This window comes from Alistipes sp. CAG:29 (assembly GCF_000435435.1).
GTDB classification, from domain to species: Bacteria; Bacteroidota; Bacteroidia; order Bacteroidales; family Rikenellaceae; genus Alistipes; species Alistipes onderdonkii.
In genome coordinates this window covers 110,621-127,129 of sequence record NZ_FR893459.1, presented here as the reverse complement: position 1 = coordinate 127,129, position 16,509 = coordinate 110,621, and the positions used below count along the sequence as shown (strand labels likewise).

General features: G+C 62.4%; 15 protein-coding genes. 12 read left to right on the top strand and 3 right to left on the bottom strand.

Translation table 11 applies throughout. The features are described from left to right. Nucleotides 1-71 precede the first annotated feature (71 nt). From rsmH to QVP03_RS06725, 8 genes are read left to right on the top strand one after another with little or no spacing between them, the layout of a single operon-like run. Nucleotides 72-974: a 16S rRNA (cytosine(1402)-N(4))-methyltransferase RsmH gene (gene rsmH, locus QVP03_RS06760; protein ID WP_022332765.1), complete on the top strand. Its 903-nt coding sequence runs from the start codon at nucleotides 72-74 to the stop codon at nucleotides 972-974. Nucleotides 975-981: 7 nt separating this feature from the next. Next, on the top strand, nucleotides 982-1,497 hold the full coding sequence (locus tag QVP03_RS06755) for an FtsL-like putative cell division protein (RefSeq protein ID WP_022332764.1): 516 nt from the start codon (nucleotides 982-984) through the stop codon (nucleotides 1,495-1,497). 6 nt (nucleotides 1,498-1,503) lie between these two features. Next, a complete protein-coding gene (locus QVP03_RS06750; protein WP_022332763.1) occupies nucleotides 1,504-3,771 on the top strand; it encodes a penicillin-binding protein in 2,268 nt (755 codons plus the stop codon). A 1-nt stretch (nucleotide 3,772) separates the two neighbouring features. Then, a complete protein-coding gene (locus QVP03_RS06745; RefSeq protein ID WP_022332762.1) occupies nucleotides 3,773-5,230 on the top strand; it encodes a UDP-N-acetylmuramoyl-L-alanyl-D-glutamate--2,6-diaminopimelate ligase in 1,458 nt (485 codons plus the stop codon). Nucleotides 5,231-5,246: 16 nt separating this feature from the next. Beyond that, nucleotides 5,247-6,491 (top strand): phospho-N-acetylmuramoyl-pentapeptide-transferase, encoded by a 1,245-nt coding sequence (gene mraY / locus QVP03_RS06740; protein WP_022332761.1) that lies wholly within the window; start codon nucleotides 5,247-5,249, stop codon nucleotides 6,489-6,491. 2 nt (nucleotides 6,492-6,493) lie between these two features. Further along, complete coding sequence (gene murD / locus QVP03_RS06735; RefSeq protein WP_022332760.1) at nucleotides 6,494-7,843, top strand: UDP-N-acetylmuramoyl-L-alanine--D-glutamate ligase; 1,350 nt, start codon at nucleotides 6,494-6,496, stop codon at nucleotides 7,841-7,843. A gap of 4 nt (nucleotides 7,844-7,847) precedes the next feature. Continuing rightward, on the top strand, nucleotides 7,848-9,263 hold the full coding sequence (locus tag QVP03_RS06730) for an FtsW/RodA/SpoVE family cell cycle protein (RefSeq protein WP_022332759.1): 1,416 nt from the start codon (nucleotides 7,848-7,850) through the stop codon (nucleotides 9,261-9,263). 7 nt (nucleotides 9,264-9,270) lie between these two features. Continuing rightward, the gene (locus QVP03_RS06725) at nucleotides 9,271-9,666 is read left to right on the top strand and encodes an RNA-binding S4 domain-containing protein (protein WP_022332758.1); all 396 of its coding nucleotides are present in this window, start codon (nucleotides 9,271-9,273) and stop codon (nucleotides 9,664-9,666) included. Nucleotides 9,667-9,949: 283 nt separating this feature from the next. Here QVP03_RS06725 and pth read toward each other — a convergent pair whose 3' ends face one another. Beyond that, nucleotides 9,950-10,513 carry an aminoacyl-tRNA hydrolase gene (pth, locus tag QVP03_RS06720; protein ID WP_022332757.1) on the bottom strand — a complete coding sequence of 188 codons (564 nt, stop codon included), beginning with the start codon at nucleotides 10,511-10,513 and terminating at the stop codon, nucleotides 9,950-9,952. Between the two features lie 10 nt (nucleotides 10,514-10,523). Next, nucleotides 10,524-11,093, bottom strand: coding sequence for a 50S ribosomal protein L25/general stress protein Ctc (locus tag QVP03_RS06715; RefSeq protein WP_022332756.1), 570 nt, complete (start codon nucleotides 11,091-11,093; stop codon nucleotides 10,524-10,526). 208 nt (nucleotides 11,094-11,301) lie between these two features. On the opposite strand from QVP03_RS06715, the gene QVP03_RS06710 reads away from it, so the two are divergent. Genes QVP03_RS06710 through QVP03_RS06700 form a run of 3 tightly spaced genes read left to right on the top strand, consistent with a single transcriptional unit; the run spans nucleotide 11,302 to nucleotide 13,857 of the window. Further along, a complete protein-coding gene (locus QVP03_RS06710; protein WP_022332755.1) occupies nucleotides 11,302-11,862 on the top strand; it encodes an RNA polymerase sigma factor in 561 nt (186 codons plus the stop codon). Beyond that, nucleotides 11,859-12,185 carry a hypothetical protein gene (locus QVP03_RS06705; RefSeq protein ID WP_022332754.1) on the top strand — a complete coding sequence of 109 codons (327 nt, stop codon included), beginning with the start codon at nucleotides 11,859-11,861 and terminating at the stop codon, nucleotides 12,183-12,185. Before QVP03_RS06710 ends, QVP03_RS06705 begins: the two co-directional genes overlap by 4 nt. Nucleotides 12,186-12,198: 13 nt before the next feature. Next, a complete protein-coding gene (locus tag QVP03_RS06700; RefSeq protein ID WP_022332753.1) occupies nucleotides 12,199-13,857 on the top strand; it encodes a GIN domain-containing protein in 1,659 nt (552 codons plus the stop codon). Nucleotides 13,858-13,942: 85 nt separating this feature from the next. Here QVP03_RS06700 and galE read toward each other — a convergent pair whose 3' ends face one another. Beyond that, nucleotides 13,943-14,971: a UDP-glucose 4-epimerase GalE gene (gene galE / locus QVP03_RS06695; protein WP_022332752.1), complete on the bottom strand. Its 1,029-nt coding sequence runs from the start codon at nucleotides 14,969-14,971 to the stop codon at nucleotides 13,943-13,945. A gap of 339 nt (nucleotides 14,972-15,310) precedes the next feature. On the opposite strand from galE, the gene kbl reads away from it, so the two are divergent. Further along, nucleotides 15,311-16,498 carry a glycine C-acetyltransferase gene (gene kbl / locus QVP03_RS06690; protein ID WP_022332751.1) on the top strand — a complete coding sequence of 396 codons (1,188 nt, stop codon included), beginning with the start codon at nucleotides 15,311-15,313 and terminating at the stop codon, nucleotides 16,496-16,498. Nucleotides 16,499-16,509: the final 11 nt, after the last annotated feature.

The following is a 16,509-nucleotide window of genomic DNA, read 5'->3' as shown; positions in this document are numbered from 1 at the left end:
CCGCAAATATAGGTATTGTTTTTCGAAAAATCCCTAACTTTACACCCAAATCGACCTCATCGGCAACGAATATGTCTCAGTACCATACACCTGTGCTTTTGAAAGAGTCCGTCGGTCTGCTCGGCATCGACCCCGCAGGCACCTATGTCGACCTCACTTTCGGCGGGGGCGGCCACTCGCGCCGTATCCTCGAAGAACTGGGGCCCGAAGGGCGGCTCTATGCCTTCGACCAGGATCGCGACACGCTCGCCAACGCCCCCGCCGACGGACGGTTCCACTACGTCGAAAGCAATTTTCGGTTCCTGCGCGGAGCCCTCAGGCTGCGCGGGGTGACCGAGGCAGACGGCATACTGGCCGACCTGGGAGTCTCGTCGCACCATTTCGACGCCGTGGAACGGGGTTTTTCGTTCCGGGGCGAGGCGCCGCTGGACATGCGCATGAACCAGCGGGGCGGGCTGACGGCGGCGAAGGTCGTCAACAGCTACCCGGCCCAGACGCTGACGCAGCTGCTGGGGGACTGGGGCGAACTGGACACCCCGTGGAAGGTCGCCAACTGCATCGTCCGGGCGCGGGAAACGGCACCGATTCAAACCACGGCGCAGCTGGTCGAGGCCGTCCGTCCCTGCACGCCGAAGAAAGACGAGTCGAAGTTCCTGACCAAGCTCTTCCAGGCACTCCGCATCGAGGTCAACGGCGAGATGGAGGCACTCAAGATGGCGCTCGAACAGAGCCTCAGGGTATTGCGCCCCGGCGGACGGCTGGTCGTCATCTCCTACCACTCGCTCGAAGACCGGCTGGTAAAGAATTTCCTGCGCAGCGGCAATTTCGCGGGCGCGGTGGAAAAGGATTTCTACGGCCGCGCCCTCACGCCGTTCGAAATCCTCACGCGCAAGGCGGTCGTCCCCTCGGACGAAGAACTGGAACGCAACCCCCGGTCGCGCTCGGCGAAGCTGCGCGCCGCCGTAAAACGATGACCCGGCCATGTATCCCGACCACGAATTCGACCCCATAACCCCCGAAGAGGAGGCGCAGCGCGCACAGGAAGCGGAATTCGCCCGCCGCGTGCGGCGCGAGGTACTGCGCATCGAACGGGGCGAGGCTGAGGAGGAGATCCGCGCCGACCTGGAACGCGAGGCAGCAGAAAAGGCCGAAGCCGAGGAGCGCGAACGCAGGGAGCGCCGCCGCAGGGCCAGCACCTTCTGGCAGCTTTTCTCGGGCACGATCCTCGTACGCGAAGGCGTATCGAAATATTACCCCTACATGCTCTCGATCGCGGGCATGTTCTTCCTGAGCATCGCCGTCATGTTCACGGCGCTGCACCTCGACATGAAATACACGCGCCTCGAACGCGAAGTCCAGATCCTGCGCGAACGGTCGATCCGCCTGCAGGAGCAGCGTTACAGCCGTACGACCCACTCGGCCATCGTCGAGCGGCTGCGCGAACGCGGCATCGACCTGAGCGACCCCTCCGCCCCGGGCGAAATCATCGAAAACTAAACGGCGATGAAACAGGAGCGTTCGAAGATCAAAAGCGACATTCTGCTGCGGGTACGGCTGCTTTACGTGCTGTTCATACTCGCGGGGCTCACCGTGTTCGCACGCCTGGTCTGGGTACAGCTTTTCAGCGCCGAAGTGGCCTACAACGCCGATCGGCTCGCCAGCCGCATCTTCACCGAAGAGACCATCCCGGCCCAGCGGGGCAGCATCCTCTCGCGCAACGGGGCACCGCTGGCGACCTCGATCTTCCGCTACCAGGCGGCCTTCGACTTCGCTTCGCCCGGCCTCGATTCGCTCAAGACCTTCCGCGAACAGAGCGACTCGCTCGCCAAGCTGCTCTCCGCCTTCTTCAAGGACAAACCCGCCTCGGAATACGCCCGCCGCTTCCGCGAGGAGCACGCCCGCCGCTACCGGCTGGTCAACGGCCGCGACACCTCCTACCTGCGCTCCGAAGGGTGGCTGTCGCGCATGATGGATCGCCTGCGGGGCGAAGAGTACGTCACCCGGAAAATCTACGACACGATCCGCGACCACACACCCGTCAACATCTTCCCCCGCGAGGTGGACTATGCCGAATGGCAGACCCTGCGGCGTTACCCGATGCTGAACTGGAACATGGGCATGGTCTACCGCCTCGTCGAACGCGACCAGCGCATCTACCCGCAGGGCGAACTGGCGCGCCGTACGATCGGGCTCACGGGCGACAAGGGCAATTACGGCATCGAGGAGGCCTACCGTGAGGAACTCGCGGGACGGGACGGCAAGGCGCTGCGGCAGCGCATCGCCCGGGGCTTCTACGGCCGCGTGGCGGGAGCCGGGCATGAAGACCCGGTGGACGGGTACGACATCGTGACGACACTCGACCTCGACCTGCAGGACGTGGCCGACAAAGCGCTGCGGCGCCAGTTGGAAGCCCAGAACGCCATCTGGGGCACGACCATCGTCATGGAGGTGGAGACCGGCGAGATACTCGCCATGGCCAACCTGGGCCGCTCGGGTTCCTCGGGCGGCAGCTATTACGAAAGGGAGAACTACGCGCTGGGACGCAGCATGGAGCCCGGATCGACCTTCAAGCTGGCGACGATGCTCACGCTGCTCGATGACGCCGGCATGTCGCCCGAGACGACCTACGACACGCACAACGGCGACCCCGTGACGGTCGGCCCGGCCAGGAATATCCGCGACTCGCACCGGGGCGACCACGTCATCGGCTTCCGCCGCGCCGTAGCCTCGTCGTCGAACGTCTATTTCGCCAAGGCGATCTGGGATCGCTACGGCATCACGGGCAAGAAGCAGGAATACAGCGACTTCCTGCACGAGAAGCTCCACCTGGGCAAGACCGTCGGGCTGGAACGGCTCGGCGAACGCGCCCCGTCGATCACTGCCGACTGGAAAGTACCCGACCCGGGCGTCATGCTCGTCAAGATGAGCTACGGCTACCGCGTGCGGCTGGCGCCGATCCAGATGATCACGTTCTACAACGCCATCGCCAACGGCGGGAAGATGATCTCGCCCGTGCTGATCCGCGAACTGCGGCGCGGTGACCGCGTCGAGGAGCGGTTCGAGACACAGACCATCGCTTCGTCGATCTGCTCGCGCGCGGCGTTGCGCGAGGTGCAACGCTGCCTCGAACTGGTCTGCACGCAAGGTACCGCAAGCCTCTATTTCAAGGATTCCACGCGCCTGCGCGTGGCCGCCAAGACCGGCACGGCGCAGATCACCGACGCCCGCAGCCGCGAGGGACGCTATTACCTCGGTTCGATGGTCGCCTATTTCCCGGCCGACAATCCCCGCTATACGGTGCTGACGACCATCGAAACCCGGGCGCAACCGGGCAAAGCCTACTACGGCGGGCCGCTGGCGGGCCCCGTGGTCAAACGGATGGTCGATTACATTTACAACCGCAACCGCGACTGGTACGGCCGCGTGGAACGGCACGGCGGCCGCTGCTACCCGGGGCACGTCAAGGGCGGCGACATCGCCCAGATCCGCCGCGTGGCCGACAAGTTCTCGCCCCGCGCCTCGTTCGACCAGCGTACGGGCTGGGGGCGCGCCCGGGTCGACAGCCTCTCGAACGTAATCATCACGAGCCTCCCGCCCGAAACAGGAACGATGCCCGACGTGCGCGGCATGGGGCTCAAGGATGCACTGTTCGTACTCGAAAGTCGCGGGCTGAAAGTCCGTTTTTCGGGCGCGGGCGCCGTAACACAGCAAAGTATCCCCGCCGGAGCCCGCATCACGCCTGGCTCGACGGTCGGCATAACACTGAAATAAGATGAAAACACTGAAAGACCTACTCAAAGATACGCCCGTCACGGCGCTGCACGGCGACGGTTCCACGACGGTGGCCGCCCTGGCCTACGATTCGCGGGCCGTGACGCGGAGCGACTGTTTTTTCGCCACCCGCGGCACGCAGTCCGACGGGCACGACTTCATCCCCGACGCCGTCGCAAAAGGCGCCTCGGCCGTCGTCTGCGAGCAGTTGCCTGCAGAGACGGCCGACGGGGTGGCCTACGTCGTCGTCCCCGACGCCGCGGGAGCGCTGGCCGACATGGCCGCAGCCTTCTACGGCCATCCGAGCCGCGAACTGAAACTCGTGGGCATCACCGGCACCAACGGCAAGACCACGACCGCGACATTGCTCTACGACCTGGTGCGGGCACTGGGCTACAAGGCCGGGCTGATCTCGACGGTCGTCTACAAGGTCGGCGAACGCATCGTCGAGGCAACCCATACCACGCCCGACCCCGTGCGGCTGAACGCCATGATGCGCGAGATGGCCGACGAAGGGTGCGAATACTGCTTCATGGAGTGTTCGTCGCATGCCATCGTGCAGCAACGCACGCGGGGACTGCATTTCGCGGGCGGCATCTTCTCGAACATCACCCACGACCACCTCGACTACCACAAGACCTTCGCCGAATACATCCGCGCCAAAAAACTCTTCTTCGACTCCCTCGCCAAGGATGCCTTCGCCCTGACGAACGCCGACGACAAGAACGGCCGCGTCATGGTGCAAAACACCGCAGCCGGGGTACACACCTATTCGCTGCGCACGATGGCCGATTTCCGCTGCAAGATCGTCGAGATGCACGTCGACGGCATGCTGCTGCGCATCGACGGGCAGGAAGTATGGGTTGGGCTCGTAGGACGCTTCAACGCCTATAACCTGCTGGCCGTCTACGGCGCCGCGGTGCTGCTGGGACTCGACCGCGCCGAAGTGCTGCGCGCGATGAGCATGCTCCATGCCGTGAGCGGGCGCTTCGAATTCGTGCGGGCGGAGAATGGAACCACGGCCATCGTCGACTATGCGCATACGCCCGACGCACTGGAAAACGTCATCCAGACCATCCAGGAGATCCGCACCCCGGCGCAACAATTGATCGTCGTCTGCGGCTGCGGCGGCGACCGCGACCGCACCAAACGGCCCGAGATGGCGCAGATCGCGGTGAAATACGCCGATACGGCCATCTTCACCTCGGACAACCCGCGCCACGAGTCGCCCGGGGCGATCCTCGACGAGATGGCCGCCGGCCTCGACCCCGGCGCCCGGTTCCTGCGCATCGTCGACCGTGCCGAGGCCATCCGCACCGCCGCAATGCTCTCCCGGCCGGGCGACATCCTGCTCATCGCGGGCAAAGGGCACGAAACCTATCAGATCATCGGCGACGTAAAACACCACTTCGACGACAAGGAGGAGGTCGGCAAGGCCTTCGGCACACTCAGAAACTAAAAACCCGACATACGACATGTTCTATCACATTTTCAAGTATTTAGGCGAATATTACGACATCCCGGGCTCGGGTATGTTCCAGTATATTTCGTTCCGCGCGGCGGCGGCCATCATCCTCGCGCTGCTGATCGTCATCATCTTCGGCCGCAAGATCATCGACTTCCTGCGCCGCAAGCAGATCGGCGAGGACATCCGCGACCTCGGGCTCGAGGGACAGCTCCAGAAACGCGGCACCCCCACGATGGGCGGCGTCATCATCCTGCTGGCGATCCTCGTCCCGATCCTGCTCTTCGGACGGCTCGACAACATTTACATCCAGCTGATGATCGTCTCGACCGTCTGGCTGGGGCTGATCGGCGGGCTGGACGACTACATCAAGGTCTTCCGCCACAACAAGGAGGGGCTCAAGGGCCGCTTCAAGATCGTGGGCCAGGTCGGGCTGGGCATCATCGTCGGCACGACGATGTGGCTTTCGCCCCAGATCATCGTCCGCGAGAAGGTCACGCAGCCCGTGCAGACCGTCTATCTGAACCCCGACGGATCGGTGATCGAAAGCGTGCAGCGGAACGTCGTCCTGAGCTCGGAAAGCACCAAGACCACCAAAACCACCATCCCCTTCGTCAAGAACAACGAATTCGACTACGGATGGCTCACGGGCGAGGACAGCGCCACGACCTGGCTGCTCTACGTGCTGGTAGCGATCTTCGTCGTCACGGCCGTCTCGAACGGCGCCAACCTCACCGACGGCCTCGACGGGCTGGCCACGGGCGTCTCCGTCCCGATCGTGGCCGTACTCGGCGTGCTGGCTTACCTCTCGGGACATATCGTCTACGCCGACTACCTCAACATCATGTATATCCCCGACAGCGGAGAGCTGGTCGTCTTCGCGGCGGCCTTCGCGGGCGCGCTGGTCGGCTTCCTGTGGTACAACTCCTTCCCGGCGCAGATCTTCATGGGGGACACCGGCTCCCTGTCGATCGGCGGCATCATCGCCGTCTTCGCCCTCTGCATCCGCAAGGAACTGCTGCTGCCGCTGCTGTGCGGCGTGTTCCTGGTCGAGAGTTTCTCGGTGATGATGCAGGTCGGCTACTTCAAATACACCAAACGCAAATACGGCGAAGGGCAGCGCCTGTTGCTGATGGCCCCCGTACACCATCATTTCCAGAAAAAAGGGCAGTTCGAAACCAAGATCGTGCTCCGCTTCTGGATCATCTCGCTGCTGCTGGCCGCCATCACCCTGGTAACGTTAAAGATCCGGTAATCATGAAAAAGATAGCAGTCCTGGGCGGAGGCATCAGCGGTTACGGCTCCGCGATCCTCGCCAAAAAGAAAGAGTTCGACGTATTCCTCTCCGATATGGGGAAGATCGCCGACCGCTACAAAGCCAAGCTCGACGAGTGGCAGGTTCCCTACGAGGAAGGCGGCCACACCGAGGAACGCATCCTTGCGGCACACGAGGTCGTCAAGTCGCCAGGGATCCCCGAAACGGCCCCCATAGTGCGGAAAATCCGTGCGGCAGGCATTCCCGTCATTTCGGAAATGGAGTTCGCGGGCCGTTACCTGGGCCGGTCGAAATGCATCTGCATCACCGGCTCGAACGGCAAAACCACCACCACGTCGCTCATCTACAAGATCATGCGCGACGCCGGGATGAACGCCGCCCTGGGCGGCAACATCGGCGAGAGTTTCGCCTACTCCGTGGCCACGGGCAACTACGACTGGTACGTGCTGGAGCTCAGCTCTTTCCAGTTGGACGGCATGTATAAATTCCGCGCCCATATCGGCGTGCTGATGAACATCACGCCCGACCACCTCGACCGCTACGGACACTGTTTCCAAAACTACGTCGATTCGAAGATGCGCATCACGCAGAACCAGAACTCGCGCGATTATTTCGTCTATTCGGGCGACGACGAGGTGATCTGGCAGCAGCTTCCCAGGTACGACCTGCGCATGAAGCAACTTCCCTTCGCCGCAAAGAATGCCGTGGCGAGCGGTGCCGGCGACGCCTTCCTCTGCGACGGCAAATTCACGGCGGCCGTCGGGAAGGCCTCGGTCGAGATCGACACGGCCAAGATGCAGCTCAAAGGGCTGCACAATGCCTATAACGCCATGGCCGCGGCTCTTGCGACCCTTGCGGCAGGCGTCGCGCCGGCCTCGATCCGCCGCTCGATCTACGGCTTCGCCCCCGTCTGCCACCGCCTCGAACCCGTCCGGGAAGCCAACGGCGTACTGTGGATCAACGATTCCAAGGCCACCAATGTCGACTCGGTATACTATGCGCTCGAAAGCATGACACGCCCCGTGGTATGGATCGCCGGGGGCACGGACAAAGGCAACGACTACGAACCGCTGAAGGCTTTCGCCCGTGCGAAGGTACATACGCTCGTCTGCATGGGCGCGGACAACACCAAGCTGATCGAAGAGTTCACGGGTGTGGTGCCCGAAGTGGTCTCCACCGGCTCGCTCGACGCCGCGATGGAGGCCGCCAAAGCCGCCGCACAGCCCGGTGACGCAGTGCTGCTCTCGCCCGCCTGCGCGAGTTTCGACCTCTTCAAAAACTACGAAAACCGCGGCGAGCTGTTCAAGGCGTGGGTAAACGAAAAGGCATAGCACGATGAAGCTCGGCGAACGGAAATACACGCAGGACGAAGGGCCGACGCAGGAGCCCTGGACGGAAGCGCCCGGAAAATCCCCCCGCGCAGCGGACGGGAAGACCGGGGCGCAGGACGCGCCCCGACGCCGCGGCGTGCGCGGCACCGATACCGGGGAGAGCGCCTGCGAAACCCCCGAAGCCCCCGAAAAACACAAGTTCCGGCTCTTTACCGGCGACCGCGTCCTGTGGATCATCGTCGCGGCGCTGGCGGTGATTTCCGTGCTGGTGGTCTACTCGTCGACGGCCAAGATGGCCTACGACGCCCACACGGCGCGTACCACATCCCATTTCCTGCGCCAGCAACTCATCATCCTCGTCGTCAGCCTCATCATCATGGTCGCCGTGCAGAAGATCAACTGCCGGATTTACAACCTGTTCTCCCGCCCCGTCTATTTCCTTTCGGTAGCACTCACCGTCGCCGTCTATTTCATCGGCGCCACGACCAACGGCGCCGCCCGCTGGATACCCCTCGGGCCGTTCCAGGTCCAGCCCTCCGAGGCGCTGAAGGTCGCCACGGTACTGTTCCTGGCCCGGCAACTGGCCGGACGGCAGTCGAAGATCGACAAAATACGCATCGTCCCGTCGCTCAAATTCTGGACGTGGCGTTCGTCGCGCGAACAGCGCCGCATCTGGCGCGAGGGGACATGGCCGATCCTGATGCCCGTCGTGGTCTCGTGCGCGGTGATCTTCCCGGCCCACACCTCCTCGGCCGTACTGGTTTTCATGGCCTCGTGGGTCATGATGCTCATCGGGCGCGTCCGGCTGGGCGAACTGGTGAAACTCATCGGGCTGGCCTGCATCGGCATCGTCTTCATCATGACCCTCAACCTGGGGCGCAGCGAGACTGCCGAAGGGCGCGTCTCGACATGGATCCATCTCTGGACACGCTCGCAGACCGAAAAACCGATCGAGCACCTCACCGACACCGAGCGGTCGATGATCGCCATTCACAACGGCGGGGTCTTCGGCGAAGGCGCCGGACAGAGCGCCATGCGCGTCGAGATGATCCATCCCGAAAGCGACTATGCCTACGCCTTCTTCGTCGAGGAATACGGCATCGTACTGGCACTGGCCTTGCTGATGCTCTACCTGTGGATATTCTTCCGGGGCATCGAGATATTCCGCCGCTGCGGGACGGCATTCCCGGGGCTGCTGGTACTGGGGCTCGCCCTGCTGATAACCTGCCAGGCGCTGCTGCATATCATGGTGACCGTCAACCTGATCCCCGAAACGGGACAGACGCTGCCGCTGATCTCGCGCGGCGGCTCGTCGACCATCTTCACCACCATCGCGCTGGGCATGATCCTCAGCGTCAGCCGCCAGAACGACGAACAGTCGCACGATACGCCCCGCAGCGAATCCATTTACGAAAAATAACACGGCCATGGACGACATAAGACTCGACAAATACCTTTGGGCGGTGCGGGTGTTCAAAACCCGCAGCGACGCCGCGGATGCCATCCGCAACAACAAAGTCACGGTAAACGGCTCCGCCGCCAAACCCTCGCGCGAAGTGAAGGTCGGCGACGTGATCGCCGTGCGCAAGATGCAGGTGACCTACTCCTACCGGGTGCTCGACTTCGTGTCGAGCCGCCAGCCGGCCAAGAACGTCCCCCTGTACTGCCTCAACATCACCCCGCAGGAGGAGCTGGACAAGCTCAGCAGCCCGCGCGAAACTATCTTCGTCTTCCGCGACCGCGGTACGGGGCGCCCGACCAAAAAGGAGCGCCGCGAACTGGACGGGCTGATGGACGGAATCTACTACGACGGGGACGAGTAGGCCAGTATGTCCTGCGCCTCCCCATACGAACTCCCGACCTTCGCGGCGGCGTCCGCAGCAGCCTCGTTCTCGGGGCCTTGCGTAGGCACGAAGCCCCGAACCGTCCGGTCGGAATTACGCCTTCGCTACGCCCATGGCACGGGGCGTGATTTCTGCGGCGGAACTGACGAACACTTGAGAATCCCTGCGGGAGATAAAACGCCAAAACGGACGGATCATCATGCAAGCACGATTTCCGTCCGTTTTTTATTTCGAGCCCATCGGCTCTTTTTCAACCGTTTATTTACTTCTTGTTGAAGAAATTCATCGTCCGTTCCAACCCGATCGTCGTGAACGAAAGGATCGCGTCGCCGAACACCTTGAGCCGCTCGGGCAGCGCCTTGCGCTCCTCGTCCGACCACTCCCCCAGCACATAGTCGACCTGGTGGCCCCTGGGGAAATCCCCGCCCACGCCGAAGCGCATCCGGGCGTAGTCCTCCGTTCCCAGCAGCTCGGCGATATTCTTCAGCCCGTTGTGCCCCCCGGCACTCCCCCGGGGACGCATACGCAGCGTGCCGAACGGCAGCGCAATGTCGTCCGAAACCACCAGCAGGTTTTCCGGGGCGATCTTCTCAGCCTCCATCCAGTAACGGACGGCTTTGCCCGAAAGGTTCATGTAGGTCGAGGGTTTCAGCAGGATCAGCGTACGCCCCTTATGCTTCAACTCGGCCACATCGCCGTAACGCGCCGTCGTAAAAACAGCGTTGGACGCCTCGGCGAGGGCGTCCAACACTTTGAATCCGATGTTGTGCCGGGTTCCGGCATATTCGGCGCCGATATTTCCCAACCCAACAATAAGGTATTTCATACGCTACCGATTAGGCTTGTGCCGCCGCACCGCGCGATGCACGGGTCACGCGCACTGCGCAGACGGCCGTCGAAGCCGGAGTGACGAATTTCAGGTTCTCGAATGCAAGGTCGCCTACGAAGATGGTCTTGCCGACACCCAGTTCGGTTACGTCCACGACCAGTTCGTCGGGCAGGTTCTCGACCAGCGCGCTCACGACGAGCTTACGGGCCGACAGCGTCAGCTTACCGCCGACCTTCACACCTTCGGCGTTACCCGTCAGGCGTACCGGAATGGCGATGGATACGGGTTTACCCTCGGCAATGCGGTAGAAATCGAGGTGGAGGATCTGCTCGCGGACGGGGTGGAACTGCGCCTCACGCAGCACGGCCTGCTCTTTCTTGCCGTCGAAATCGAACTCGACGATGTAAGAGTTGGGGGTGTAGATCAGGGCCTTGATCTCGCGGGGGTCTACCGAGAAGGAAACCGACTCGCCGTTGCCCGACAGTACGCAGGGTACCATGCCCTCGCGGCGTACGGCCTTGGCCGCTTTCTTGCCGTACTCATCACGCTTAACGGCCTTTACAGAGATAGTTTTCATAATACGTTTGTTTTTTAATGTGTTACCACCGGCGGTTCTCAGCCCGGCCACGCAAGCCGCGCCCCAATTCCGCCTGTTTCGGATCGCAAAGATAAGGTAAAATATTAAGAATCAAAAATCAACCGTAAAAAATTCGTTTCCGGGCAAAAAAAATTTCGGTTTGGGATTTAACTTTTGCAACTTTAACGCGTCTTACAGACAAACCCTCATGGAAGAGACCCGCGACATACCCGCAGAAGAACTCTCGGCGCTACGCAATCCCGCCACCCGGCGCGGGGCGTTCGACCGTCTGGTCGGGGCATACCTGCGGCCGCTTTACTGGCACGCACGACGGCTGGTCGTCGTCCACGAGGATGCCGAAGACGTGGTACAGGAAACCTTCATCCGCGCCTACGACAAGATCGGCACCTTCCGGGGCGGAACCGGGGAACTGGGGGCATGGCTCTATCGCATCGCCACAAATACGGCACTGACGATGCTGCGGCGGCGCAGGCCGGGGCTCTTCTCCTCGCTCGACGACGTGAGCCGCATCCTGGCAAGCCGCGTGGCGGAGGAGTGCGGCGAGGATGCCGACCGGACGCTGGTACGTTTCCAGCAGGCGATCCTGGAGCTGCCGCTCAAGCAACGGCTGGTTTTCAACCTCCGCTACTACGACCAAATGCCCTACGGACAGATCGCCCGCGTGCTGGGGCAGCGCGAAGAGACGCTCAAGGTCAATTACCACCATGCGGTACAGAAACTGAAAGAGAAACTAACACGGGAATTATGAACCACGAATTCGGAAATATCGGCAGGCGGCTGCCTTACGGCCTGCCAGAGCATCGCCTCGAAGCGCTGCACGAACGTATCCTCCGCAATACGGCGGCACGGCCCGCACCCGCTGCCCGTACCCGCCGGCTTTACCTGGCGGCGGGGATAGGTGTCGCGGCAGCCCTCCTGGCAACGGGCATCCTCCTCTCCGGACACCTCGGCCACCGCGCCGAGGCCCCGCTGCCGGACATCGAGCAGATGCTCGCCACGGCCCCGACCGAAACCCTGCAACAGGCTGCGGCGGAGAACTACGACGACATACTCTACAACCAGCAACTTTAAAACTCCATGCGCTATGAAACAACTCCTCACTTTTCTTTGCGCGCTCCTCTTCGCCCTCGCAGGCAAGGCCGCGCCCGCCGGTGACGAACTGAAGCAGCTTCTGGCCGAAGCCCGGGCTATCGTCAACACGGCCGGCAACGCGGCCGACCGGGAGGTTTCCCGTGCCTTGTCCGAAGCGCACCGCGCCGTAAACGCCACTGACCGCCAGATCGACCGTGCCATGGCCGAGGCCCGCAGGGCCGTCGGCGCCTCCGACCGCGAGATCGACCGCGCCGTCGCCGAAGCACGCGCCGCCATCGACGCCGCCGAAACGGCCGCCGTCGCCAACCAGTCGATCGAAGAGCTGAACAAGGCCGCCCGCGAGCAGGTCGTGCGCGAACTGGGGCTTACCTCGCGCCAGCGCAAGGAGTACGAACCGCTCTACAAAGCCTACCGCGAGGCGCTCGACAAGGCCGTCAACACCCCGGCGGCGGGAACGGACGAGGCCGCTCAACGGCAGGGACTCAAAACCAAGCTCTCGAACATCGCCGCCACGGCGCAGGTCAAACGCGACTACGTGGACAAATTCGCCGCTGTGCTCACTGCCGAGCAGATCCGCCGCCTCTACAACACGGAGGGCGAAATCGGCACCAACATCAAACGTGCCGCCGTCGACCGCCGCCGCAACCAGAACACGCGGCTGAAAGGCAGCGGGCGCATGGTGACGCAGGACTGGGGCAAGGCGGGCGACTACACGGGCATTTCGGCCGCGGCGTTCTTCGACGTCACGGTCAGCCCCACGGCCCGAACCATCAGCGTGACGGCCGACGACAATGTGATCGACTACCTGGTGCTCGAGCGCGACGGCGGGACGCTGAAATTCCGTGTCAACGCCAACAATACGGAGAACATTTCGGTCTCGGTCGTCGTTCCCGCGTCGGCCACCCTGCGCCAGATATCGGCCGGCTCCTACGGCAAGGTGACCTGCAAGCTGCCGCTGAAAGGGCCCTCGGTCGCGGTTTCCGTTTCGAGCTACGGATCGGTCATCGCCGACATCGACACCCCGGGTACCGCCCAGCTCAGCGTGTCGAGCTACGGCAAATTCTCGGGCTCGGTACGCTGCAACGACTGCGAGCTGCGGGTTTCGAGCTACGGGTCGGCACAGGCGCCCGTCGACTGCCGCAACAACTGCGACGTCACGGTCGGGAGCTACGCCAAGTTCTCGAACGACATCAAAGCTTCCGTCCTGACGCTCAAGATCAGCAGCGGCGCCAGTGTCAGCAGTACGCTGATCTCGGATGCACTGACGCTGAGCGTCGACAGCTACGCCAAGTTCTCCGGCGCAGTGACGGTGAACAGCCGGCAGGCGAAACTGACCGTCAGCAGCGGCGGCTCGTTCAGCGGCACGTTCAGCGGGAATTCGCTCGAGGCGGAAGTCGGCAGTTACGGCAAGATCAACCTGAAAGGGTCGGCACAGGTCGCCAGCGCCGCGGTCAGGGTATCGTCCGGCGGTGAGTTCAGCGCCCCCGAGCTGCGGGTCGCCGACTACGACCTGACCGTATCGAACTATGCCAAGGCCGACGTGTGGTGCTCGGGCACCCTGCGGATAAACGCCTCGACAGCCGCCCGGATAACGTACGACGGCCCTTGCAGGGTCGAATCGCTCACCGACAACATACGGCGCAGAAAGTAAATACAAACACCATAAGCGTATTTACGGGAAAGGGACGGAATCCGGTGCGGATCCGTCCCTTTCGGGTTTGCAGCAGTGCATTGCGCTATTCGATGCCGCGGATATGCTTCTCCCATTTCCAGGCTGCCGCGAGCGTCTCGTCGAGCGAGCGCTCGGCCCGCCAGCCCAGTTCGTTGTTGGCATACGACGGATCGGCCCAGATGGCCACGATGTCGCCCGCACGGCGGCCGACGATCTTATAGTTGAGTTTGAGGCGGTTGACCTGCTCGAACCGGTGCACCAGCTCCAGCACCGAAACCCCGCGCCCCGTGCCGATGTTGAATACCTCGTACCGGGCCTTGTTCCTGTCCTCGATCATGCGCCGGATCGCCGCCACATGCGCCTTCGCCAGATCTACCACGTCGATATAGTCGCGGATGTTCGAGCCGTCGGGCGTCGGGTAGTCGTCCCCGAACACCGACAGGCATTCGCGGATGCCTGCGGCGGTCTGCGTAATGTAGGGCACCAGGTTCTGCGGCACGCCGCGCGGCAGCTCGCCGATCAGCGCCGACGGGTGCGCCCCGATCGGGTTGAAATAACGCAGCGCAATGCCTTTCAGCCCCTCGTAGGCGGCCAGCGAGTCGCGCAGGATATCCTCGCACATCTGCTTCGTGTTGCCGTAGGGCGACGTGGCGGGCTTGCGGGGCGTCTGCTCCGTGACGGGCAGCACGTCGGCCTCGCCGTAGACGGTGCACGACGACGAGAAGACGATGTTCTGCCGCCCGTACTCGCGCATCAGGCCGATGACGTTCATGAACGACATGAGGTTGTTGCGGTAATATTCCAACGGTTTGCTCACCGATTCGCCCACGGCCTTCGACGCTGCGAAGTGGATTACCGAATCGAAGTCGTATTTTTCGAACACCCTGGCAAAGGCGTCGCGGTCGCAGCAGTCGGCTTTTTCGAACGGGACGTCGACGCCCGTGATCCTGCGCACACCCTCGACTGCATCAATGTCGCTGTTCGAGAGATTGTCGACGATCACCACGTCGTACCCCGCACTGATCAATTCCACGGCGGTATGCGAACCGATATAACCGGCGCCGCCGCTGACCAAAACACACGATTTTTTCATAAGTTGACGGTTTTTATTCGAACTACAAATATATCAAAAAAATACGCTCGTCCGCCAATTAGCCCCGAAAACCTCGGCCGCCGCCGGAAAATCCTTTCCCGGAGGGCTTCCGGCCTGTCCCGCGGCCGCGGCCGGGACATGCGGCGGGACGCCGAACCCGGGGATCGTCCGAAGGCCAGCCGGGGGCGGGGGAAAGTCCGTCCCGGCCACGGAGCTAACAAATTGTAACCGCGACATGGAAAAAAGCACGGGAGCAGTGGCTATTTTCAAAAATTAATCGTATATTTGCTAACAGATTGACACCTCACACACCGGAAATTCATCAAAACATTAACGGATATGTACGGAAAAATCAAAGAACACCTGCAGCAAGAACTTGCTGAAATCAAGGCTGCAGGGCTCTACAAGAGCGAACGGGTCATTACTTCGCCGCAACGTGCGGAGATCGAAGTTGCAGGTCGTAAGGTGCTAAACTTCTGCGCCAACAACTACCTCGGGCTTTCGGACAACCCGCGCCTGATCGAGGCGGCGAAAAAAGCCATGGACAGCCGCGGCTACGGCATGTCGTCGGTGCGCTTCATCTGCGGCTGCCAGGACATCCACAAGGAGCTCGAAAAGGCCATTGCCGACTATTTCGGCACGGAGGACACGATTCTCTACGCCGCCTGTTTCGATGCCAACGGGGGTGTCTTCGAACCGCTCTTCGGCGAGCAGGACGCCATCATCTCCGACGCCCTGAACCACGCCTCGATCATCGACGGCGTGCGTCTCTGCAAAGCCGTACGTTACCGTTACGCCAATGCCGACATGGCCGACCTGGAGGAGTGTCTCAAGAAGGCGCAGGCACAGCGTTTCCGCATCATCTGCACCGACGGCGTATTCTCGATGGACGGCAATGCCGCCCCGCTCGACAAAATATGCGCCCTGGCCGAGAAATACGACGCTCTGGTCATGGTCGACGAGTGCCACTCGGCAGGCGTGCTGGGCAAAACCGGCCGCGGCATCACGGAACTCTACGACCGGCGCGGCCAGGTCGACATCCTGACCGGCACGCTGGGCAAGGCCTTCGGCGGTGCCGTAGGCGGCTTCACCACCGGCCGCAGGGAGATCATCGACATGCTGCGCCAGCGTTCGCGCCCCTACCTCTTCTCCAACTCGCTGCCCCCCGCTGTCGTAGGTGCCGGGATCGAGATGTTCCGGATGCTCGCCGAGAGCAATGAACTGCACGACCTGCTGGTCGCCAACGTCGAGCACTTCCGCGAGGGGATGATGGCCGCAGGCTTCGACATCAAACCCACCCAGTCGGCCATCTGCGCCGTGATGCTCTACGACGCCAAGCTGTCGCAGGACTTCGCCGCCAGGCTGCAGGACGAGGGCGTATTCGTCACGGGATTCTACTATCCCGTCGTGCCGAAAGGCCAGGCCCGCATCCGCGTACAGGTATCGGCAGGCCATACCACCGACCAGCTGGATCGTTGCATCGCAGCCTTCACCAAGGTCGGCAAAGAATTGAATGTCATTAAATAACCAATCCTCAT